At 60.9% G+C, this 22,908-nt stretch carries 17 protein-coding genes and 5 pseudogenes; 14 read left to right on the top strand and 8 right to left on the bottom strand.

All coding sequences use genetic code 11. The features are described 5' to 3' along the window. Positions 1 to 92: 92 nt before the first annotated feature. Both NC595_RS20360 and NC595_RS11540 read right to left on the bottom strand, forming a co-directional pair. Positions 93 to 245, bottom strand: a pseudogene (locus NC595_RS20360) (IS66 family transposase); the annotation flags it as partial. A 119-nt stretch (positions 246 to 364) separates the two neighbouring features. Continuing rightward, positions 365 to 1,048 carry a hypothetical protein gene (locus NC595_RS11540; protein WP_253566563.1) on the bottom strand — a complete coding sequence of 228 codons (684 nt, stop codon included), beginning with the start codon at positions 1,046 to 1,048 and terminating at the stop codon, positions 365 to 367. Between the two features lie 154 nt (positions 1,049 to 1,202). On the opposite strand from NC595_RS11540, the pseudogene NC595_RS11535 reads away from it, so the two are divergent. The 5 genes and pseudogenes from NC595_RS11535 to NC595_RS11515 form a co-directional block, all read left to right on the top strand. Next, a pseudogene (locus NC595_RS11535) lies at positions 1,203 to 2,129 on the top strand (IS4 family transposase); the annotation flags it as partial. A 173-nt stretch (positions 2,130 to 2,302) separates the two neighbouring features. Beyond that, positions 2,303 to 2,932 (top strand): GntR family transcriptional regulator, encoded by a 630-nt coding sequence (locus NC595_RS11530; RefSeq protein WP_253566561.1) that lies wholly within the window; start codon positions 2,303 to 2,305, stop codon positions 2,930 to 2,932. A gap of 201 nt (positions 2,933 to 3,133) precedes the next feature. Further along, entirely contained in the window at positions 3,134 to 3,271 is a 138-nt protein-coding gene (locus tag NC595_RS11525; RefSeq protein ID WP_253566558.1) for a benenodin family lasso peptide, read from the top strand. Positions 3,272 to 3,320: 49 nt separating this feature from the next. Continuing rightward, positions 3,321 to 3,998, top strand: coding sequence for a lasso peptide biosynthesis B2 protein (locus tag NC595_RS11520; protein ID WP_253566556.1), 678 nt, complete (start codon positions 3,321 to 3,323; stop codon positions 3,996 to 3,998). Further along, positions 3,998 to 5,728 carry a lasso peptide isopeptide bond-forming cyclase gene (locus tag NC595_RS11515; protein WP_289623585.1) on the top strand — a complete coding sequence of 577 codons (1,731 nt, stop codon included), beginning with the start codon at positions 3,998 to 4,000 and terminating at the stop codon, positions 5,726 to 5,728. Before NC595_RS11520 ends, NC595_RS11515 begins: the two co-directional genes overlap by 1 nt. Before the next feature lie 83 nt (positions 5,729 to 5,811). On the opposite strand, the gene NC595_RS11510 is transcribed toward NC595_RS11515, so the two are convergent. After that, on the bottom strand, positions 5,812 to 7,908 hold the full coding sequence (locus tag NC595_RS11510; RefSeq protein WP_253566554.1) for an Atxe2 family lasso peptide isopeptidase: 2,097 nt from the start codon (positions 7,906 to 7,908) through the stop codon (positions 5,812 to 5,814). 58 nt (positions 7,909 to 7,966) lie between these two features. Next, positions 7,967 to 10,375: a TonB-dependent receptor plug domain-containing protein gene (locus NC595_RS11505; RefSeq protein ID WP_253566552.1), complete on the bottom strand. Its 2,409-nt coding sequence runs from the start codon at positions 10,373 to 10,375 to the stop codon at positions 7,967 to 7,969. Positions 10,376 to 10,768: 393 nt separating this feature from the next. On the opposite strand from NC595_RS11505, the gene NC595_RS11500 reads away from it, so the two are divergent. The 7 genes and pseudogenes from NC595_RS11500 (at position 10,769) to NC595_RS11470 (ending at position 17,430) form a co-directional block, all read left to right on the top strand. After that, positions 10,769 to 11,170 (top strand): helix-turn-helix domain-containing protein, encoded by a 402-nt coding sequence (locus tag NC595_RS11500; protein ID WP_253566550.1) that lies wholly within the window; start codon positions 10,769 to 10,771, stop codon positions 11,168 to 11,170. An 821-nt stretch (positions 11,171 to 11,991) separates the two neighbouring features. Then, a pseudogene (locus tag NC595_RS11495) lies at positions 11,992 to 12,156 on the top strand (IS3 family transposase); the annotation flags it as partial. Positions 12,157 to 12,286: 130 nt separating this feature from the next. After that, complete coding sequence (locus NC595_RS11490; protein WP_256489022.1) at positions 12,287 to 12,700, top strand: very short patch repair endonuclease; 414 nt, start codon at positions 12,287 to 12,289, stop codon at positions 12,698 to 12,700. Positions 12,701 to 12,755: 55 nt separating this feature from the next. Beyond that, positions 12,756 to 13,706 (top strand): DNA cytosine methyltransferase, encoded by a 951-nt coding sequence (locus NC595_RS11485; protein WP_253566548.1) that lies wholly within the window; start codon positions 12,756 to 12,758, stop codon positions 13,704 to 13,706. Positions 13,707 to 13,736: 30 nt separating this feature from the next. Further along, positions 13,737 to 14,246, top strand: coding sequence for a hypothetical protein (locus tag NC595_RS11480; RefSeq protein WP_253566546.1), 510 nt, complete (start codon positions 13,737 to 13,739; stop codon positions 14,244 to 14,246). A 71-nt stretch (positions 14,247 to 14,317) separates the two neighbouring features. Then, positions 14,318 to 15,598, top strand: a complete 1,281-nt coding sequence (locus tag NC595_RS11475) for a DNA double-strand break repair nuclease NurA (protein WP_253566544.1) — start codon at positions 14,318 to 14,320, stop codon at positions 15,596 to 15,598. Positions 15,599 to 15,618: 20 nt separating this feature from the next. Further along, positions 15,619 to 17,430: an ATP-binding protein gene (locus NC595_RS11470; protein ID WP_253566542.1), complete on the top strand. Its 1,812-nt coding sequence runs from the start codon at positions 15,619 to 15,621 to the stop codon at positions 17,428 to 17,430. A gap of 15 nt (positions 17,431 to 17,445) precedes the next feature. On the opposite strand, the gene NC595_RS11465 is transcribed toward NC595_RS11470, so the two are convergent. From NC595_RS11465 to NC595_RS11455, 3 genes and pseudogenes are all read right to left on the bottom strand, one after another. Continuing rightward, positions 17,446 to 19,476, bottom strand: coding sequence for an AIPR family protein (locus NC595_RS11465; RefSeq protein ID WP_253566540.1), 2,031 nt, complete (start codon positions 19,474 to 19,476; stop codon positions 17,446 to 17,448). 489 nt (positions 19,477 to 19,965) lie between these two features. Further along, positions 19,966 to 20,262, bottom strand: a complete 297-nt coding sequence (locus tag NC595_RS11460; RefSeq protein WP_253566538.1) for a HigA family addiction module antitoxin — start codon at positions 20,260 to 20,262, stop codon at positions 19,966 to 19,968. Further along, positions 20,246 to 20,464: pseudogene (locus NC595_RS11455) on the bottom strand (IS5/IS1182 family transposase); the annotation flags it as partial. The pseudogene NC595_RS11455 and the gene NC595_RS11460, both read right to left, overlap by 17 nt. Positions 20,465 to 20,622: 158 nt before the next feature. Between NC595_RS11455 and NC595_RS11450 the strand changes: the two are divergent. Continuing rightward, positions 20,623 to 20,943, top strand: coding sequence for a DUF6289 family protein (locus NC595_RS11450; protein WP_253566536.1), 321 nt, complete (start codon positions 20,623 to 20,625; stop codon positions 20,941 to 20,943). A 378-nt stretch (positions 20,944 to 21,321) separates the two neighbouring features. Here NC595_RS11450 and NC595_RS11445 read toward each other — a convergent pair whose 3' ends face one another. Next, positions 21,322 to 22,200: a hypothetical protein gene (locus NC595_RS11445; RefSeq protein WP_253566534.1), complete on the bottom strand. Its 879-nt coding sequence runs from the start codon at positions 22,198 to 22,200 to the stop codon at positions 21,322 to 21,324. Between the two features lie 238 nt (positions 22,201 to 22,438). Here NC595_RS11445 and NC595_RS11440 point away from each other — a divergent pair. Next, positions 22,439 to 22,738, top strand: a pseudogene (locus NC595_RS11440) (XVIPCD domain-containing protein); the annotation flags it as partial. Positions 22,739 to 22,908: the final 170 nt, after the last annotated feature.

The raw sequence follows: 22,908 nt of genomic DNA, 5'->3' as shown, positions 1-22,908 counted from the left end.
GAGTGCACTTTCTCGGAAGGTCGACTCTGGCCACTGCTTTGCTGCCAGTGACGGCCGGACTCAATTAGCCACCTCCCCTTTATCCGTGACAGCTCCGGCGGCAGTGGGCGGCGGACCGGCTTGGCGCGTGGCGGCCTCGTCGACGGCGAGGAAAAGGCGTATTGCAACGCGTCCAGCTCCGCTTCCACGGCGGCGATGTCCGCCGCCATGGCCTCGTCGAACAGCTCGCGCTGCTCGGGGTCCATGCGCTCCGAAACAATCTGGCCGGGCCAGAGAAAGATGCGGCGGGCGGACGCTTACAGAACAGCTACGTGCCAATCACCCCGCCGGCGAAATGGTCACCCTTTTTGCTAGCCACATCCCTCTATTCGCTCAGCTCGGACTCACGGATATCCTCCGAAGCCGGCCTGGCGGTGGTGGATGCGAGATGCCTTGCGGCGGCAACGACGAGGTACGGAAATACTCTCGACAGGTCACCGCTAGGCCCGAGGCTGGTGGCTCTGGTCGTCCATAAACTCTTACCACCCGGAACGCCGGCCGGATAGGCGTCAATCTCGACATAACGGAAATACATGGTCCCCGCTTCGCTGGCCGTCTGGGCGACCATTCCGTAGGAAGACGCTGACGGCAGGTCGCCCGATAACGCGCGCTTCCCGCTCTCGGGATCTATGAGCCCCGTGCTGGTGCCCGCGTCGAAATGGGTCTTCATCCAGGCCGGGCCGGGCTTTTTGCCAGTGGGCAATCGTGGGTCCACCACGCCATAGGAAAGCACGATTTTGATCGTCGCTTGCGCTGGCTTTAGGGCAGGAGAAAAGCCTCGCTCTGAGAATGCCCGACGTAGGTAGCCGGCGTATTTGCGGAATTCCGGATCGTCTTCAGCCACGCCCGTATTACCGGGCGAGAGCAGGTAACTTCCTCCGGGTGGAAGCTTTGGCGAGGCTCTCGCCTCAACAACGACATCCACGGACGCACCAGCCGGTCGTTTCGTTGTGCAGGCTTGAATGACAAGCATCGCAAAAATGGCGAAGAAAAGCTTCTTGGTCTGCATGAGGGAGTCCCTGCATTGGCGATTGAATTGATTTCCCCAGGTTCGCCAGCGGTAGTCTTTGGTTTGTCGCCGCACGTCCTTGTAGGCTAGCTCCTTTTTCGCCGCCACAGGGCTTCCCCGGGGAGTCAGGTCGTATAGCTCCGGATCACGACATTGGAGCGACCTGAAGCCGGACAAGTCCTGGTGCCTGCTGCGTGCAGCGGTGCCTGTCGGCGGACGCACACTGACGTTGCTGGACATGGTGGTTCCTGGCAAGCAGCAGGGATCACCCGGCGCGGAAAAGCGCTTCCTGCAGCAATTGAGCGCGCTGATTCCCAACGACGTTCGCCCCGTCCTCGTCACCGATGCCGGCTTCCGCACACCGTGGTTTCGCGCGGTATCGGCCATGGGCTGGTACTGGCTCGGACGGCTGCGTGGGCGCACCCAGGTCAAGCCGCAGGACGCGCCAGACCATGCCAACGAATGGGTCGACAGTCGGCAGCTGCATGCCCTGGCTTCGTCCCATCCGCAGGAGCTGCCACCGATGCAGGCCAACCGCAGCGATCCGCTCGCGTGCCGCCTGGTGGTCTATGCCAAGAAACGGCAAGGGCGCAGACGCCTCAACCGGCGCTCCCCGGTCAGGGCGTCGCGCGCATCGTCAAGCTTGAAGGCGTCGGCGCGCGAACGCGAGCCATGGCTCATCGTGGCCTCGCCCGAGCTGCAGCGGCCAAGCGCACGGCAACGAGTCAATCTCTACGCGCGTCGGATGCAGATCGAGCTTGCCTTCCGCGACCTGAAATCCCATCGCTATGGACAAGGCATGGAGGATAGTCTGACCCGGCGCGGCGAGCGGCTGCAGATACCGCTGCTCGTCCACACGCTGGCACCGTTTGCCTGCTGGCTGGCAGGACTGGGATGCGAAGCCACCGGTATCGACCGGTGGCTCTGCCCGATCCACAGCACGCGCAAGCTCTACTCCACGCTGCGCGTCGGCCGCGAAGCGCTCGTCGGACGCTGGCCGATGGAGCCCCTATCAAGTTGGCTCGATCGCCTGCGATCACTGCCTCCGTCGGTGCTCGATCAGATGGCGCTATCGGCATGAAACGTGGGGAAACCCAAGAACCCGACCCCGTTTTGAGGAAGTGAGGACGCCACGGCAGGCCCACTCCCAGCGGTGGTTGAGGCACCACCGACCTGACGGTGCTGGACTGCATGCCGTCAAATATCGGTAATATCTTGCGAAGGAGCATTTATCCGCTGACAGGGAGTCGAGCCATGAATGCAGCCCACTCCAAGAGCGCGTTCGTCTACCGGCAGGTGAAGCGCGCGCTGCAATCGGGGCGCTATGCCCCCGGCCAGCGCATCGACCCCGGCAGGCTGGCCGAAGAGTTTCATACCAGCCCCACGCCCGTGCGTTTTGCCCTTTATCGCCTGGTGGGCGAAGGCCTGGTGGCCGACCACGCGCGCAACGGGCTGCATGTGCCGCTGCTCACCGAGCTGGCCCTGCGCGACCTGTACGACTGGATGGAGCGCATGCTGCTGATGGCCTGCGATATCGGCATCGCTCCGCCGGATGAAGCCGCCACCCAACTGCAACTGAGTTCCACCGACGACGACCTGGTGGACATCACCTGGCAGCTGTTCGACGCCATCGCCGAAGCATCCGGCCACGGCGCGCTACGCCACGCCGTGATGCAGGCCAACGACCGCCTCACCCCGGTGCGGCGAGCCAACCTGGGCCTGGTGAAGCACACCTACGAAGAGCTCGTCGCACTGCTCGATCACTGGCAACGTCGTGACATTCCCGCGTTGCGCGCCTCCCTTCGGCAATACCACGAGCGCCGCAAGCAGGCCGTACCGCACATCGTGGCCGCACTGAACGACCGCACCGACGGGCACCACTGACTCCGCCACCCATGCCCACGCGATGGCGGGGTATCGACAATGCATGCGCATCACTCCGTGCCGATCCATGGCCCATGACGCAGATCACGGCCTGCGGAAAATCACGAATTAACAGCGCAACAATCATTTGAAAATCAAAATTTCCGGCTCCTACCCTGCCCGCGTCATGGACCCGCCATGACGCAACCGTAGGAGACTGAGATGAACACGAACGAGAACATCCGCGAGCAGCAGGACGATGTCATCGAGCTCGGCGTCGCCAGTGTCGAGACGCAGGGAGGCCCCCTCACGAACGAAGTGATCGGCGGCTTTGCCCCGATGGGCATCTCGCAGGAGTAAGTCCTTGGGACGCGCCGAGAGACGCGTCCCTTTTTTTGGGAGCCGGGAAATGAGCCGTTACGTGCTGAGAAGCGATCTCTCGTACTGCCAAGTCGGTCAGCGACTGGTTTTTCTCGATATCGGCAGTGATCGCTACTTTCACCTGACGCCGCCGATGGAGCGGGGGCTAACCAAATATCTCACTGGCGATGACTGCTCAGAGATTGATGTGCGTGAGCTGGTCGACCGTTCCATCCTCGTTGAGCCACCCAGTTCCAAGGCCTCGGATCAGCCGAGCATCGCGCCGGCCGACCACAGTGCCATGGAGGTCGCAACCCCATCTCGTCCCCTTCGCATTCTCGAAACTATCGAAGTGTTTGCCGTCGTCGTCGCCACGCGAATCAAACTGAAGACGTCGATGCTCGGAAACCTGCTCGACCGGCTCGCAACGACCAGAACCATTCGATCAGCGCGCATCGCCTCACTGAATGACATATCGGAGCAACACATCCTCGACGCCGCTGCAGCTTTCCGGCGCGCACGCTTGTACGTGCCTATCGACATGCGCTGTCTGCTGGACTCGATCGCCATGGCGAATTTCCTGTCGCGACGAGGCATTGCGGCACATGTCGTCTTTGGCGTCGCGCTCGATCCCTTCTCCGCCCATTGCTGGGTGCAGGCCGGCAACCTCGTCCTGAACGACTCCCTTGGCAATGTCGCCTCCCACACCCCGATACGGGTGGCGTGATGTACCGATACATCGTGTTGCTTGATGGTCTCGGCCGGGGTGTCCACATCCGCGCAAGGCTGCAGAATCTTGGGCTCGATCGCAGACTGAGCTTTGGAGATGTCGACCTTTACGCCGACCGGCACACACCCGTCCATCCTCTCGCCTCCGGCGGAGCCGTCATCGGCCACCTGTTTTCCTCAGAGTCCGCGACTCAAGTAGCACAGGCAGATCTGACTGCGCCCGCATCAGAAGCGGCGCTGGCCCAGCGCTTGCTGGACGAATACTGGGGCGAGTACCTGCTGCTTCAGACCGAGGGAGAAGGCGGTCAAGGAACCAAGGTGATGCGCGATCCTTCGGGGGGTGTCGACTGCCTCTACTCGCCTCGCAATGGGTTCGTCACGTCCGATATTTCCATAGCGACGACACTGGGCCTGTACCGCAGGCAGGTCGACTGGGACTTCATCGGGAACAACCTTGTCTACCCACACCACAAGACGGGACGCACCGGTCTGGCACAACTTCACGAACTGCTACCAGGTCACCAACTCAGCCTGGGCCCCAACCTCAGCGCGCCAGAACAAGTGTGGTCGCCTTGGCCATTCGTCTGCGCACCACAGCGGCACCGCGACCGACACGATGCACAGGCTGATGTTCGCCATGCCGTGTCGACAGCCGTGAAGTGCCTGGCGGAAGCGGATCAATCACTCCTGCTTGAGCTGTCCGGAGGACTGGATTCGTCGGTAGTGGCGGCGTGCCTCCGAGATACCTGTGCCCGCGTAGCCTGCTGCAATCTCGTCACTCCCGTGCCCGGAGCAGACGAGAAGAACTATGCATCGCTGATGGCCGATCTCCTGGGTGTTCAACTGGATGTCCGACGGCTTGGCTTTGACAGGACGCCGCTCGACTTTCAGCCACCAACGAACTCCGTTGCCCCGAGTACCTGGTTCCTACAGCACGCTGCAAACGAGCTGAGCGAGGCGATCGGCAATGATCTTGGCGTGGCCAGCTATTTCTCGGGCGGTGGCGGCGATACGGTCTTTTGCTTCATGCGGACGGCAGCGCCTGCGGCCGATGCTTTCAGCGAGTGCGGCTTGAAGGCTGGTCTTCGTGCTGTCCGAGATCTTGCCGAGCTGCACCAATGCACCTTCTGGAGGGCGGGCAGGTTGGCGATCAGAAAGCTTGTCGCCCCGCCGAAGCCTACGCGTAAGCCCGACCACTCGTTCCTCACCTCAGCGCTTGCAGACGAGAAGCTGGATGCCCACCCATGGTTCGCTGCCCCCAGCGGTACGTTGGCGGGAGACCGCGAACGCGTTTTCGACCTTGCCGGCACGCAGGTCTTCAGGGATGGCCTGGCACGCGGCGCAAAGCGGCATCTGCGCATGCCGCTACTCGCCCAGCCCGTCATGGAAGCATGCCTGAGGACACCCAGCTGGATGTGGATAGCCGGGGGAAGGAACCGCGCGGTCGTGCGAGACGCGTTTCGCGACGTGTTACCGCCGGGCATCCTGCACCGACGGAGCAAGGGTACCTTCATGAACTACTCCGGAGCGGTGTATCGCCAGAACAAGCCCCTGCTGAGGGATTACCTGCTCAAGGGAGAGCTTGAGGGAAAGGGCCTGCTTGACGTGGACGCACTGCGGCGCTTCTTCGACCAGGAGCTGGCCAGCCGTGATGATCGATTCATGCGGATATTCGATCTCTGCGCTGCAGAAAGCTGGGTTCGCCATCAGCACCAGTTGCAGGCTTGAATGGCATTGCCAGGGACTCCCGCAAAGCTAGCGCTCCGATGAAGCCGGTCCGGATGCCTCCGTGCATCCGGACCGGCTTCGGGTCAGTCCTGCACCGTCAGCCCCCGCCCCTTTCCTGCTTTTTCCCGCATTGCTCGCCAACGCGTGTACTGCTCCGCTTTGGCTGGGTCCGGATCCTCGTATCCCTGCAGCCAGAAGCGGAACCAGTCCAGATTGCGGTTGTAGACCGCCAGCTTGTGTCGCGGTTGGAACTTCTGGTGCGGTTCGTTGGGGAACACGTAAAGATCGGCCCGTTGCTCGCGAACGAGCGGAATCTCGTAGTCGAGCGCGTACATGTACTCCTGCTCGGCGTGCTGGAAGAGGATCGGCGCATGGATGCGGTCCAACTGGAACACCGGCGAGAGTGCCCGCCATCGCTGTGGTGTCTCGCCCGGGGCGCCCAGCCCCCAAAGCTCCCGCAGCCCTTTGCGGAAATCCTTGCCCTTGATGCTGCCGATCACGTAGTAGAACGGCGACAGGACCGGCGTGGCCACCGATGCCGCTGCCAGCAGATCGGAGTGGGCAATCGTCCACATGGTGACCTCCGCCCCGAAGCTCAGTCCGCCCATGCCCACTCGCGTGCGGTCGATCTCGCCCTTGCCGGCCAGCAGGTCGACCGCGCCTTTCGCAGCAGCCATCCCCTCCCCGTAGCGCTTGACCGCATCCATGGTGTACCCGGGCCGCCGGTTGATGCACAACGAGGAAATGCCCGCCTGCGCCAGCGAGGCCAGCGGCCACTCGTCCCCTACTCCGCCCCGGACGAAGCCGGGACAGCTGTAGTAGGTGATGAACAACGGCGCGGGACCGCGGCTTTTGCGTTGCGCCGGATAGAACTGGCCAGAGAACCACCGCCCCTGCCTGTCCTGCCATTGCAGAAGGCGCGCAGGCACCGCCGCGGCCATGTCCTGCGCAAGCCGGGCGTTGGGATCGAACAGCACATGCTGTTCGCCGCTTTCCAGATTCACGCTCTCCAGTCTTGGTGGGCGGTCCGCCGCAGCCGTCACACACACCAGCGTCCGGGGCGAAGTACCGCAGTTCCATGCCGGATCCCGTCCGCCGTTGACCAGCCCGGGGGAGCTGACGACATCCAGCACCTCGCCGGTTCTCACGTTCCACCGAAAGATCGACTGCGCCAGCCCCCGTCGGGAATCCGTGATGGTAAACAGCACCTCGTCGTGCTCCGGTCGCCACTGGATAGCGGTGATGGCCTTGGCCGTACACGCTGCCGCGGTGCACCGGACAGCCCGCCCGCCATTCGCGCGAAGCAAGGCGGACAGCAGGATGTCCGGACGCTGCTGCTGTCCCTTGCGGTCGCCCACCCGCGTAAGCCATGCCGTGCGCCCGGCTGCTGGGTCGACTGCAACCTTCCACGGATCGCCCACGACACCGGAAGCACTAGGCGCGGGGGCTGATGCTGCAGGTTTGGCCGGGCCTTTCGCCGCCCGCCTGGCCCCGGTGGCAAGGTTGATCTCGTACCACCGATCCGGCACGTCGGCCAGTAGCGGCAGACGATCGAACCACACTTTGCTGAAACGCTGCGTTGCCATGCGCCCGCCGACGAAGCCGGAGCGGAACAGCCCCTGCCCGATCGGCACGGACGCGTCGATGTGGATGCCTTCGTCGTACTCGGACCGCTCCGCATCGCGCACCTGCGCGCGCGTGGCGCCCACGCTGTACTTGAGTACGCGGCCGTCTTTCCCCAACGCGAAATCACGTACGTCCGCCGCGTCATGCGTTACAGGCTCCGCCCTCGAACCATCGGCGGCCGCACGCCACACGACGATCCTTCCGTCCACCAGCGCGCGGTAGTAGATCCAGCGGCTGTCGGGCGCCCACAAAACCTTTGGCGCCAGCGACTGCCCGGCCGAGTCGCGCAGCGGCACGCCGCCGTCAGCGACACGCTGGGGCAGCGGGTCACCGAGGCCCTGCACGTACCACACGGTGTCATAGGTGTTGCGTGCCACCGACGCCTGCTCGACCCGGTACGCCACGCTGCGGCCATCCGGCGACACGGTGGGGCTGGCGATATCCGCCACCTCCAGCAGCTGTCGCGGCGACACCTCCTGCGCACGACAGACAGACGCACAGCCTGCCGACAGGCCGCCTGCCATGAGCAGGGACCACACGATGCACTTCAACATGATCGGACTCCTCTCTCTGTCGCGCCGGATGCCCGCTGCTGCCGGCATCCGGCAGACATCACCAGTGCTTGGACACGGACAGGCTCACGAAGCGGCCGATCGGCGAGTAGTTGGTCGAGTCGTAGGGCGCCACATACAAAGGCGATGTCACCCGGTACAACGGCGGATCACGATCGAATGCGTTATCCACGGAAAGCGCGAACTCCATGCCCGACCAGGCGTCATCCCGCTCACCGGTGGCGTAACGCAGCGCCGCATCGAACGTGGTGAACGAGGCAGACTTCACCCGATCGACCCGATTCCTGACTCCGCCTCGATAGTTGGCGAACAGCGAGGCGCTCAACCCACCCCGCGTCCAAACCGCACCCGCGCGACCACTGAGCCTGGGTGGATTGAACAGAGTGCCGGAGAGGTCGAACGCTGGTGTGGCGGACACGGTCTGCTGCTGGCTGTCCAGCCAGCTTGCCGCGCCCCGCAGCGTCAACTCGCCCTGCCCCAGCGCGAACCGATAGGAACCGGACAGATCCACACCCTGTATCCGCTGGCGCGCCGTGTTGGCATACCGCGTGTAGATCAGCGCCGCGACCTTCGTGGGGTCGTACGGAGCGCCGACAAAGTTGTAGAACCTCGTTGCGCTGGCGATCACGTCCGCCTGAGCCTGCGGCGTGGGCGCGAGATCTACAAACGGGGCGTAGATGGCGTTGCTCAATGCCTGACTGGCGTTCGCGACCGGCTGGACGACGCGGTCGCGGTAGTCAATGCGGAACCAGCTGAGCTCCGCTTCCAGCCCACGCAGGGATTCGGGATGGAGCGCCAGCGATACCGATCGCGTATTGGCACGCTCCGGCTGCAGGTTCCGATTACCCCCGTCGAGCACCAGTACCGTGGCATCGGCGGGATAACCGGTGCCGCCAAAGCTCCCCGGGAGGAACAGGTACGCGTTCTGCGCATAGTTCTGCTCGAACAGCGTAGGCGCCTTGAACGACCGGCCCCAGGAGGCCTTCAGGGTCATATCCGGGCTCGGGCTGTACAGCACACCCAATTTGGGTGTCGTCACCCGGCCGAACGTGTTGTAGTCCTCCCCACGTACCGCCGCCGTCACATCCAGACGCTGGATACCTCCCACCTGCTGGTCTGGTCCCACCAGTGGCAGATTGAGCTCTGCATAGCCAAACCGCACGCCCTCGTGTCCTCGGAAGGTGTTGCCGGGAGCCACGCGGTCGACATTGCGGAAGGTGCTTTCCCGATACCCGACGCCGGCAGCGAGACGGGCATCGCCGGCAGGCAGGCGGAACAAGGGGCCCTCGGTGCCCAGCTCGTAGCTTCGGCTTTCGTTGCAGTAGCAGGTGTCGGTGATGATCGCTGCGCCACTGGCGATCACCGTCTGGCGCCGGTGTTCCTGATGGTCGCTTCGGCCGAACGTGGCTCCAAGGGTCAGTGACCAGTCGCCCGGAAGCCACGCCTCCAGGGTGGGCGATACCAGCCGGGTGACCGTATCCGGCGTGGCCCGGGTGCTTGTGCCGTTGTAGTTGTACATGTGCTGCTGTTGGCGTGCGGTACGCAACGCATCCAGCCGCAGTTCGGCTGCATCGCCCAGCGACTGGTGCACGCTCAGCAGACCGCTGTGCAGCTCGCTCCCCGGATACAGCGTGGACGGATCGACCAGCTGTGCGGTGTAGCCGCGCTGGCTGCTGTAGATGGGATCGACCGAACTGTCCTTGTACGTGGCGATCACTCCGCCGCTGTTCCAGGTCGTGCCCGCCGTGATGTCGTAATCGCGACTCATGAGCCCTCCCTGCATCGCCTTGCCGAACCGCGTACCCACGGTCACGCCATCGAAATCGCGCCGGAGAATCACATTGCCAACGCCACCCACCGCGTCGGATCCATAGATGGCCGAAGCCCCGTCCGGCACGATCTCGATGCGCTCTACCGCCTCCACCGGGATGGCGCTGATATCCACCGCCTGCGTAAACCCGCCGTAGGCCATGCGGCGACCGTTGAGCAGCGTGAGCGTGGCGTCGGCACCCAGGCCCCGAAGGTTCAGGCTGGAGCCGCCTGTCAGATTCTGGTTTGCGTTGCCCGCACCGGCGAGGTTGCCGCTGAGCACGCCCGGGTTCTGTCCCCCGGAAAAGTTCTGCGGCACGCTGCGGATCACCTCGCCCAGATCGGTGAAGCCTTCCTGCTGTATCTGCTCGCTGCCGATGGTGATCACCGGCGAAGGTGTGGTGCCGCCGCGGATGCGGGTACCGGTCACCGTGATGGTCTGCAGATTGGTGATGGCTGGCTTCGCGGGTGCTGTCTTCTCCCTCTTCGAACGCGGGCTGGAGCTTGCGTGGGTGGTTGTCGCCCTGCCCGGCTCTGCCGAGTCTGCGCTGGCGTCCTGGGCCGCAGCCCGTTCGCTGGTGCCGGTAGCGGCCACCAGCAAGGCGATGGAAATGGCGTTACGTAGCGTGCGTATCTTCATCGTGCGTCCTTTGCTTCTCCTGGATGACTGCTGCCCGCAGGCACTCGAATGCGCCGAACGGCGCAACTAGTTCGGACGTGGCTTGCCCTGCTCTTCTTCCTCAAGCACGGGCGAGCTTCCGTTAGTGATCTCCTAAGGCGGTGCCCACTTCGCCGCCCTCACCGCTCTGTCGCGTTCCAATTCGGATTTGCATTCCCCTGGGCCGAGCGCCGGATTTCCACCAGCCGTACAAGAACAGCCATCGCTGGCAGGTGCACCGCGCCACGCTGAGCCCCTTACCCGGCTCGTCTGGCAAGTGAGTCGCCTAGATGGCGATGGCCACCAAACCAAATGCGCAAATTACATTTGCATAGCAAATGATATTTGTCAAACGGCTTGGGGCGGTTTGCCAGAATGATCCGTAGCCTCACCGCGGCCATCGTTTTCATGCCTCGCTCCGCGCCCTACCACGATTTCGCCAATCGCCTGTCGGACATCTGCGACAAGGCAGGTGTGCCCGACGGCCGGCAACGTGTGACAGCGGTGGCTAACCAGTTCGGCGTGGCCCGCGAGACCGTCAGGCTGTGGTTTGCTGGAGAAGTGCTGCCCGCGCTTCCCCGTCTAATCGAGATAGCTGAGGCGTACCACTGCAGCCTGGATTGGCTGGCAATGGGGCGAGAAACACGGGCCAAGATCGACAAGCACACGCCTGTATATGACGCGCTGTCATCGCAGGAGCGCAGCGTGGTGTCAGCCATGCGAGGACTAAGTGAGAGGCGGCGAGCCGGTCTAGTCGCCTTGCTTCGCGAACAATGATTAGCAAGGCAGCCGCGAACTAACTTCGCGACGGTAGAGGTGGGTAAGGTCCCACTTGGCATTGCATCAACAGTGCGATGCGCCCTATCACTGCAGTCGGTGGGAACCTGGAAGACTGATCGCGTGGCGAACCACCGGCTCATGCGCCGTCGCCCATCGCTCGACCGCATACTGTGCGCGCTCAATCGTGCGGAAGGTCGCTTCCAACCGTAGCTCCCACCCCCGATGGCGAACGATGGCGCGCCAGCCACTACGGGGCACTTCTACACGGCACAACGTGGCGAAGATGGGTCCTAGTGGCTCAAGGCTTGCAAAGAGCGGCCAGTCGGCTCCTTGATACGCCTCTCGCCAGTAAACCCTCGCCATGTGCCATCGCCTTCCCCCAGAGCAGCGAAGGTTAGGCACGCTTAGTCTCATCGAGAGACACAGCGGGCAGGATGGCGATGACGCAAAAAAAAAGCGCCCCAGGCGGGGCGCGATTCATAGCTCAAGGGGGCGGGAGCTATCCAGTAGTGCCCCGACGTCGGTTCCGCCTGACTTTCCGTGCCGGCTGGCTTACGCCTGACAGCTTGGTCGGTTTGGGCCGGACATCAAGGCCAGTCCAGACTGCATCACCTCACGCCCTGAAGCTGTAGGTGCATGCCGCACATGGGCGTGAGCGACCAGCCAACTCCCCCTCCGGGGCTCACCTGCCGTCAGCCCATTGTCACGAGACAGCGAACAGGGGACTGGCTCACTCTGCCCCAATTTTGACGGCACGGCCTATCCACGTCACCGCGGAATGCGGCAGCTCGCGAAAACTGCGCTCTGCCCCCCTGCCTTCCCCCTCGAAAGGCAGGGAAGCGGTCGAACTGGCCACGCTAGAATGGGTGGCTTGGTTCAACCACCACCGCCTGCTCGGATCGATCGGCTATATCCCGCCGGCAGAGGCCGAGGCAAACTACTATCGGCAACTCGCCAGTCAGGCAGCTACCGCGGGGACCTGACTTAAACCAGACAGCCTCCACGGAGCCCGCGGCTGTTCAATGGGTTGACGAACTGGAATCGATTGAGGCCGGAGACGGTCTCGCCGAGTTGCCTCGGAGGGCCTGATCAGCCACCGCCGGAGGGGCGCTTATGGACATAGTCAGCAAGCAAAGGCGCAGCGAGATGATGTCCCGAGTTCGCGGGAAGGACACGCGGCCAGAGATGGCCGTACGCCGAACTGCTCACTCCATGGGGTTGCGCTTCCGCCTTCATCGGAAGGATCTTCCGGGGGCGCCTGACCTCGTGTTCCCTCGGCGGCATATCGCTTTGTTCGTGCACGGCTGCTTCTGGCACCGCCATGCGGGTTGCCGTCTGGCGGCCGATCCAAAGACGCGGCCGGATTTCTGGGTAAAAAAGTTCCAGGCGAACGTCGAGCGTGACCGCCGAGCAATCGAGAAGCTCGAGCAGATGGGGTGGCGGACGGTGGTTGTCTGGGAGTGTGAGACTCGAGATACCGAGACTCTTAGAAACCTCCTGGTCAACCGCCTAAGGGGTCCTGGATGATGCTTTACGGCGAAGGACCTGGTAGCCTGGTCGCGACTTTCAGGAGAACAAGAGAATGAGAGGACTGGACATCTTCTGCGGAGCTGGTGGTAGCAGTGCGGGGGCTCGTGCAGCGGGCGTCGAGCTCGTAGGGGCAATCGACATGTGCCCAGTTGCCACCGAAACCTACCGGGACAACTTTCCTGACGCCCACGTCGAGACATGCCGTCTCGAAGACATAAGCCCATCCTCGGTTCGCAAAAAATTGGGGAGCATCGACATTCTGCTCGCTTCTCCCGAGTGCACGAACCATACGCCGGCGAAAGGAAGCGCCCCCCGCTCGGAGGCGAGCAGGGCAACGGCAATGCATGCCGTGGAATATGCCCGCGAGTTCAAGCCGAGATGGATCGTTCTCGAAAACGTAGTGCACATGCGGCCCTGGTCTCGTTTCGGAGAGCTGAAATTGGAACTTCAGCGGCTTGGCTACCAGCTCGAAGAACAGGTGCTTGACGCATCGGATCTGGGCGTGCCGCAGAGCCGCAAGCGACTGTTCCTTGTCGGTGACTTGAAGCAGAAGCCGGGTGTAGTGGATCGCAAGAGACCCGGCCCTCGGAAGTCAGTCGCCTCGATCCTCGACAAGCGGGGGGTGTGGCCGACAACCCCTCTCTGGCGAGATGGACGTGCTAAGGACACATTGGAGCGGGCTCAACGAGCCATGGCAGAGCTTGGTGATGATGCATCCTTTCTGCTTGTCTACTACGGGACTGACGGAGGAGGGGGCTGGCAGAGTCTCGATCGCCCCTTGCGCACGATCACGACTGTCGACCGTTTTGCTCTTGTTGAACCCTCGCCGGAAGGGCACCGTATGCGCATGCTGCAGGTACCCGAACTTCGTCGTGCGATGGGATTCGACAATAGATACAAGATGGATTGCGGATCGCGCCGTGACAAGGTGCGACTGCTTGGGAATGGGGTTTGTCCGCCCGTCATGACTGAGGTGGTGCGGGCTCTCACAACTGCCGGCTAGCGTGCCGTCAGGGGAGACGAGGAGGCGCGTGTGGACCGCAAGGCGTTGGAGGCGGAAGGGTTCGATCTCGCGCGGCTCAGCGATACGCAGCTCTTGCGCTTGCGGTCGATGATAGATCGGGAGGGCGCGAGGAGAGGCCTCGCGCTAACCGTTGGCGAGATCGGGGAAAGACTGGTCATAGAGACATTCAGGGACAGGCCGGACCTGCCTATTCTGATGCCTGCCCCGCGAGGGACAAAAAACGTTGACGCCCTGTCTCGCGACGGTGACAGATATTCGATCAAGACACTCGTGCGCGCCAGGAAAACGGGAACTGTCTATCCCGACGACGATCCGGAGCGGCAGCTGTTCGAATACTTGGTGATCGTGGTGCTTTCCGAAGAGCTCAATCTGGTGCAAATGGTCGTGCTCGATTGGCGCCAGTTCTGTGATGTCCGCAGCTGGGATCGGCGTATGCAAGCTTGGTACGTAGCCAGGTCGAGGCGAGTGTTCGACAAGGGGCGTTGCCTTTTCCCCGTCGAGCCAGTCGGAGACGCTTGATATGCTGCTGAAGAGACTTGCTTCTGGGTCAGGAGTGACCCCCTTGTAGAAAGGTCCAGCCAGGAGTTCGCTTGACCAACTTAGACATCAGGCACCGGATAGAAGCACGTATTAGTCAGGGCGAGTTCCTGGCAAACATGTTGCTTCTTGTGCATAAGGACTCGGGCAACGTCCAGGCAGACTTCGTGGAGCGACTATGCTCCATCGCGACAACTGTGCGCGCTCTACTGGAAGGCAACGGCCTTCTGCAAAAAATCCTATATCAACCCAGCACTTATTGGCCCGAGCAACGCGGCAAGTCATACGCGTTTGTCGATGGCGGTGTCGCAAGCGTAGACCTCCCCTCTGCAGGCCCTATCGGGATAAGGGTGGGGTCGTACCTTGTACGCCCAGGGGACGAATCGGATAGTCGGGAAAGATTCAAGATCGAGCTCTCGTTGGTAGATGACCTCTACAGTCCCAACGGGGCGCTCTACGATGATGATTTCCTCGATCTGGCCAAATTGCGCGATGCCGCCCGCATTGTCAGTGAGCTGTCGGCGGGCCTGAGCCTTGCCAGGCAAGTTGACGGAGACGGTCCGCCAGACGCTGTGGTACTTCATGGCCCGCTCGTAAACCCGGTTGCGCCTTATGGCCTTGATGGCTTTCCTCCTTTTGGTCTGGGCGCATGCCGCCAGTTCGTTGGCGACAACGACTGGCACGGTGACGACCGGGATAGGCAGTTCGTCTCTCTCTATGCGCTGCTCCTAGAAAAGCTGCGAGAGACTGGGACGCCCGTGGTTGGCGCCGTAGAGCGGTCAGTGGGAAGGGATCCGATCTTCATCCGTACTGCATTGGATGGTCTTCTCAAGGCTAGAGAGGCAGAGACTCTCCTTGAGCAGATCCGGTCCTACGGTCTAAACGACGCAGCGCTACTTGATGTCGTGCTGGTCGAAGGCGAGTACGTGACTCCCCTGGCGGTAGGCCGCCAGGGCGCGAGAAACAAGTGGCCGAGATTCTGGGAAGAGAAGATCGGACGATACCCAAAGGCCCTTACGACATACCTGAAGCCATCTGCTCTGGTTCAACCCTTCCGGGTGGAGGCGTTCGAAGACGTACGAAACCTGGACTCCGTACTGGCCCTGATTCTGCATACGAGCAGGCTACTTCCCTCCTACGGATTTCCGGTAGGCCTCGATATCGTCGACAAGTTTGCCAAGGTCCCTGCTTGGCTAAGCCGCGGCGTAAAGGGACAACACCAAGTCGTCTTGCTCAAACAGGCCTTGGCCAGTGGAGATCCACGCGCTGTTTCTTTCGCCAAGCGCGTAGTGGCTGCGAAGGGGCGTGACTGGCTGTTCCGCCCAGAGGCATAGGAAAACCAAGGAAAGACACGATGACCAGTCAAGAGAATTCGGCCCTGCAATGGCCAAGAATCGGTACCGTTGTCGGCGAGGCGTCCACCGGGAGTTATAGCTTCATCCTGCGCAGCCTAGAGGGAAAGCTGGGTGACATCGTTGCGACAAAGGTAGAGGTACCTGTGTCGTCAGCAGGGGGGCGCGCGGTCGCAACCGTCTGGGGCCGGATCACCTCCATCGAAAGGTTCAACCCATTCTTTCCGGCCGAGGCAGCGCAAGAGCTTGCAAACGAAAACATAAGGCTGATCGACACGGTCCTGTCTGGGAGCCGGGACCATCTTGAGGCCAAGGTATTAGTGCTAGGTGTCACCCTTGGGGATGAGAGCGCGGCCGACCTCTCACCACTGACCTACCCAGTCAAACCGTCAGCGGAGGTGCTGTACCCGCCGGCGGAGGCTGTGCGTCGATTGCTCACTGGAGACGACGGAAAGCCTTCGGCGAGCGCAAAGCTCCATGTAGGGAGCCTGATAGCCCGGGACGATGTCGGAGTACACCTGGGCGCCAAGGATATCGTTTCCCGGCATCTGGCCATTCTTGCGATGACCGGGGGAGGCAAGACCGTAGCTGCTCGGCGAATCATTCGCGAATTGATGGACCTGTCCTATCCGCTAGTGGTTTTCGATCCTCACGGCGACTATCTCGGCCTCTATGAGAAGCGGGAACTCTTCAAGGCCAACCATATCCGGGTGCTCTATCCGGTCATCCGCGTCCGCCAAGACAACCTCGACGTAATCTCCGACCTCATCGACAAGATGGGTAAGCAGCTGACTGATGCCCAGCAGCAGTTCTATCTCTACCTGCTAAACAGCGCTCAGGTGAAGGACGGAGAGACCGCTGCGTCCTTCATTTCCAAGATGATCGACCACGCCGAAAACGTGGCCATGAAGAAGCGCCACAAGGGGAAGGATGGGGCGGAGCTGGCTGATGAGCTTTCTGACACGCGCCCAGCAACGATCAACGCCGTAAAAAGGTCGCTTCAATTCGTCAGGAGCAACCTCGAACAGATGGAAGCGAACAATGGACGTCTCCGAAGCTTGAAGAGATTCGAAGGATACGAATTTGCAGAGATGCCTGATCCCTGGGATGCGCCGGACGATATAGTGGCCCCCGGGCTGGTGTCCATCCTTTACCTTGCCGGCTACGACCATCTCAATCAGTCGGCCATCGTAAGCATGGTGCTGGAGGCGCTATTTGCCCACCGGTCTACCCTGCAGGACCTGATTCCTCCTTTCCAGGCAGTAGTCGAGGAGGCACACAACTTCATCCCTAGCCGGCAGGAAGGTATCGGTGAGACACCGTCGCTAGCCACGATCCGAAAAGTCATTACGGAAGGGCGGAAGTTCGGGACCGGTCTCATCCTGATCTCGCAGCGCCCGTCCAGGTTGGACGAGACTACGCTGGCCCAATGCAACAGCTTCCTCGTCCTCAGGTTGGTCAATCCCAAGGACAAGAGCTTCGTCCGGTCGGTCATGGAAAACCTGTCTGAATCGGACGCGAACATCTTGCAGGCGTTTGGGCGCGGCCAGGGCATTGTCTCTGGCCAGGCTGTTCCGTTCCCGCTGCTCGTAAAGGTCAAATTTGACGAGGACCTCGTCAGCGAGGCACTTGGCGATGAGAACTTTATCGAGGTCGCCAAGTCATGGGTTCCGAAGACCAGGAAGGCGGCAAACAGCGAGATCGTCCAGAAGGGGTTGGCGCAAGCTGGTCAGGGCAGTCAGAAAGCCACTAAAGCCAAGGAAACCGGCGGGAGCAGAAGAGGTAGGCGTGGAGGCATAAAGCCCGACTTCTGAAGGGCAGCAAGCCTTTCAGAAGACGCCAGCTTGGCGTGCCGCCTCGATAACCCGGACACCTCGCGTTGCCTGCTTGATAGAAGGGGCTTTGAGCCACCCATTTATGGCGTAGCCACTAAGTGTGTGTGCCACTTTTTTGTCGTAGTCGTCGATATCTGGGGCTGTGGTCGCCCAGGCTACGATCCGGGCCCACGTCGCTGCGTCTAGCGAGCTGCATTGGTCGACAGAGCTCGCTTGTGCTTCGAGCGGATTGATCTCGCTTCGAATGCCTGCGCCAGCCGCCTCAAGCTCGGGAGGTAGCACTGCAGGCACGGGCAGGTTCAAAGAGCGTATTTCTGCCCAACAGTCATCCTTCTTGCACCATTCAGTGACATTTCTGGCGCCGGCACTCTGAACGAGCTCTGCATGCACCATTGGTGCCCATTCCGAGAGTAGGTTTTCCAACTCATCAGAAATGGCTTGGTGCTTCCAGACCAAGCCGAACTCGAAAGCGTCGCCAAACTTCTCCGAGAGCGAGGCGACAGTGTAGGTAACGACGTTAGCACCATATGACTGCAGGCGAGCGCGCTTTACGACCACTTGCGCCGCTCTGAACAGGATCGCTTTCGCAATCGCCTCCTGGAAGAAGACCTTATCGGGCGCCCAGTTCTCCCCCATGCGCTCTCTCAAGCTGAACATGAAGGCGGAATAGTTCTTCTGCGCCCCTCGGCTGACAATCTGCGGCTGCCCCCACCAAGTCATGAGGTACTTGGCGAGGTCGGTCTTGCCAAAATGCTGGCTTCTTGGGCAGGTCCGGTCGAACTCGCGGCGTCTTGCTGGTGTTGATCCTTCCCTGTTGCGCGCCATCTGGAACGACCCACGCGCCCTCTCATAGAACCAGCGGGACTCTTCGCCTGGGGGCCAGACGCTCGTGGCCAGAGACTCAAATTGCTGGTGAAACTTGTCGCTCGCCGACAGATCGGCCACTTGAATGGGATTCTGCGTGTTCGCAAATCTCGCAATCAATGGCACGAACTCTTCGAGCCTTTCTGGCTCGACAAGCGTCAGTTTCATAGAAACTGCGACCTCATCGAGAGGAAGCTTGTCCTGCTTCCTGGCGCGATGGATCGACGCGGTGGTCTGGGCTCCGTTGACTATCTGTAGGCCTCTAATCCGTTTGATTACCGTCTCGCCATGGAGCGTCGCGACCTCGATCTCGTCTGCGGTGGCGGTTAGTCCATTGTTATAGGCAAGGAACCGTCCGGGAGCTTCTCTTATGGTCTTCTGGATCCCCTTGTTCACCGCACCTCGAGCCTGCAGGAACGACCTTACGTTGAATTCGAACAGCCTCGGGCCGTACTGGTCGAACAGCTCGTAAATGAGGTTCCCCGGGAGTACCGCCAAGTACGTCTCGTATTCCGCAGGTCGTGGTTTCATCTCGATGCATGGCAGGGGGCGCCCCGTAAGAAGACTGAAGTCGATCTCTATGCGATCCCGCGAAACTTGTTCCCCGGAGGCTCGATAAAGCCGCTCAAGATCCCAGACCTCGGTCACGGCTGGACGTCCCGCCACGGAGATCTCCGCTACGTCCCTGTCCCGAACACGACCGTTGGTCAGTACGTTGATCCGGAGTTCCTCTATACGAGGCAACTCATTCTGTATCCGGATCGCTGCCTCCAGCGCTGCACCGTTGGCAGCGAAGCGCGAGTGGTCCCCCTTCACCGCGTAATCGAAGAAGCGAGCTGCCCATCCTGACAGCCGACTTAGTTCGCGACGGGAGATGGCCCCTGCCTGGGTTTCGTCAGGGGCGGTGAAGAGCTCAAGGCGGACTGAATCCTCGGGGAGAGAGTAGCCGATAATGCGGCAGGGTCGGTGACCTTCATTGTCCTGGTGTGGGCATAGATCATGGTCGGTAACGACCCCGGCTTCCTCGAGATAACCGAGCATCGCTTCCACCAAGGCTGTCGCCCAGCCCAGCGGCGAGCCTGGGGGAAGCTCGGAGGCGCGATCCTCGGCCTCGGCGACAAGAGAATTCCCAAATTCTTCCAGCAAGCGTTCTTCAAGCAACTTCTTCCCCCCCCTGCCCTGGATCCCTTGTCCCAGACTCCTGGCTATTGACTGACTTGATAGCCGGTCGGTGTGCGGAGCCTCCTTGCGGCCGTTGACGTCATCCTAACCTTCAACGAGCCCAGCGCGCCAAGAATTCTGGCCTACTTGCGCTAGTGCAGGGCCTGCGCTCGGTAAGAATCAAGCGACCTAGATAACGGCTTAGGATATTACGCCCGTGGCGACATCCGCTCACTGCTGCGGCGGTTTGCCGACGTTGACGTGGTGAGCGGCGTCAGCACGCCGTTGACGCAGAGCAGCACGGACTGGTCGCTGTTCCAGACGCCAGGGATGCAGAACATGCAGGCGCCTACGCCATTGATGCAGTCGGCGGATATGCAAACGGCACAGCCATCACTCCAGCGCCGAACTGCAAAACCGAGAGGCCCGAGCCTTCGGGTCCTCTCGTGCGTCAACCTTACGGGCAGCTAGTCGAGATGTTCCGTCCGCTTAGGCGGCTGCTGCCAGGCGCTCGATCTTCTCGACAGCCTTGCCCAGGGCCCGGTGCGCTTCTTCCAGGTCGTAGTCGGCCTGCAGCCCCAGCCAAAAGCGCTCGCTGGTGCCCAACGCTACGGCCAGGCGTACAGCGGTGTCCGCCGAGATGCCGCGCTTACCCAGCACGATCTCGTTGATCCGCCGCGGCGGCACACTGGCAGCACGCGCCAGCGCGTTCTGGCTGATGCCAAGGGGCGTGAGGAACTCCTCAAGCAGCGCCTCGCCAGGATGTATGTTGGGCAAAGTCTTCAATGGTGCATTGCTCAATAGCCAGTAGTAATCGGGCGGCGACCGCCCTTGCCCCCTTCGGATAGAACGGTTCAATCACCGCACACAGTTCGGAGCACGGCACCACCTTGTCCATCTCGGCAAGGAACACATCGCGCCGCGTCGGCTTGCGATGGGTCTCGAATCCATCATCAGCTTCGGTGGCAAAGGTCAGCTGCCCGGACATCTCCTACACCCTGTGGCGGGGCGATACTTCGACCGCGGGATACAAAATCAGGGTTTCCCTAAGCGCACACCTCGGAAATGTTCACTGTGCCCCCTGCTTCCCTTGACGCACACCGTGAATTGTGAGGCAATGATTTTGCGATCGGATGGATCGCATTTATGGATGAAATCAGCATGATGCTCAACAAAACACTCATTCTCGGACTCATCGCACTCTCCGCGCTTACCGGTAGCGCGATCGCTGTAAGTGCCCCGTCTTACGACATCGATACCGTCTATTTCTCGGACGCAGCCAAAACCAACATGGTTGGGGAGTCCGAGCTGTACTGTACCGGCAAGCATGATCACTGGGGCCAGACCACACAGTATTACACTGTCGAAAAGTTCGCCTGCGGTGGTGCCGGCCCCTGCTCGCCCATTGGTTGCATGAGCGCTTCGATCAAGAGTTCAGGTGCGCTGAAGCAATCGCACCTCGAATAATCAGCCCTCGCAGCCTATAAAGAGAGCCGCCTCGAGGCGGCTCTCTTTCTTTTCAAAAAAGCCCGTGGTCAATTAGCTCCCCCTCCGAACCGGTCAAAGTACGCCCGCCGATAGATCGTGCCGGTCCGTTGCAGCACCCTAAACCGCCTCGGCTTGACCCTCCGACATCGAGTCTCCGGCAGCAATCATATTGGTCGTAAGCAAGCTGGTGGGCTCCGGGGTGGTGGCGAGGTCCGCGATCACATAACCAGGAACAGTAAGTGGTAATCGAGAGTAGAGGGATGGCCAATTAAGGCATGCAGACAACCACCCTGACGACACGGATTAATTAGCCACGCCCCTTAAATCGCGACCCCCTAAATTGGTTCCGTAAGCTCTCTACGCGAATCTATCCAATATGTCTTTTTGTGTACCTCCCATTTTAGCTACCAGGGCCTGTAGCGCCAAGACAGACTCGCTTAGCGGATCATAGATCTTCTTTTGCCTGTAACTTTTTTCTGCTTCAATCCTAGCCACATCCGCATCGTATGCTGGCTTAAGCCGTTCTACTGCGTCATTTGGCCTGAGACTATGGCCAAGCATCCAGCCCGTGTCCGCACAAAGTACTCCCCCTTTGTATCGACCTCTGTGGAGTTCATAGGACGCTCGACTGTAGTTTGAAAAACCGAAAACTTGGCGCCCACCTGGATCACCCAAATTCTCCTTCTTCACCATATATTGGATGTTTAATTCTGAAATGAATTCATCCTCCATAGCGTGTATCCGCTGAATTACACTCTGCAGAAGACCGGCACCCTCCAGCAAAACATTTATGAAGTTTTCAACCTCATTTTCTTCCTTTAGTTCAAATACTTTGATAGCCCAAAATGTGGAATAAACTGCAACAAAACGAGATATAGCTACAAACTCCCTCCAAGGATAGTTCCCATCATCATGAATGGCACGTTGTATCTCGGAAGAGCACCTATTCAGAAGCTGCTGGGTATTCTCCTCAGACAAATCAATTCGATTATTCGACAGCTTATACTGAGAAAGTGCCTTCACCGCCGTATCAACATCCACGATGATCGAACTGTCCTCGATCGCCCGGAGCTCTTGATGAACATATTGCTCGATTTCAGCGACAGCGCGAGCAACATCCTCCTTCGTCGCAAGATCGGAACAAATGGCATGAATTAGTTGCTTGGCAATCTCTTTACCTGCTGCTTGGCCAGCAGCGGATGCGAAAGCCACCAAAAGATCGTCTACACCGAACACGCCAACCTCCTTCACCCAAGTGAGTCGAAACAGAGGTAACCATTCCGCTGCCGTGGGCAACGCGTACGTAGATGCTCTTACATGTTGATAGCAGAGAGTATCTACCCATCTAGCCGTCGACCGCCAGCGCCTCCCAAGTGGGACCGCTGTTCAAGCGTTCGTGTGAATCTTGGCTTGCGTGAAAACCCGCTGACACGCCTCACTCCGTCCTCATGCACCAGCTCTTGCCACGGATTTCCGCAGCTACAACCTCCCCGGCGCGCTGGCGCTGGCTGCGCGCAAGGAAGGGCTGGAGCGGATCGACCAGGTGCTATTGAGCAAGGATGCCTCGCGCGCCATTGCCGTGCAGGGCGACATCCGTTCGCCGCTGCGGCGGTTCGCCGATGTGGATGTGGTGAGCGGCATCAACACGCCGCTGGCGCAGAGCAGCACGGACTGGTCGCTGTTTCAGGTGCCGGAGAAGCAGAACGTGCAGGCGCCTACGCCGTTGATGCAGTCGGCAGATGTGCAGGTAGCGCAGCCATCGATGCAGCGGTGAACGAAAAAGGCCCGGCGTTGCCGGGTCTTTTTGTAGGAGCCAATGCGTTTCTCTGCAGCCGTTGAGCGGGGTGAGGTTTTCCGCTTCGATTGCCTCCCCCTCACCCTGCCCTCTCCCCCGCGAGCGGGGGAGAGGGTTCAAGCTCGCTAGGTTCAAGCTCACCAAGGTTC

Source organism: Dyella lutea (assembly GCF_024158035.1).
GTDB lineage: Bacteria > Pseudomonadota > Gammaproteobacteria > Xanthomonadales > Rhodanobacteraceae > Dyella_A > Dyella_A lutea.
This window is presented reverse-complemented; position numbering and strand designations above follow the sequence as displayed.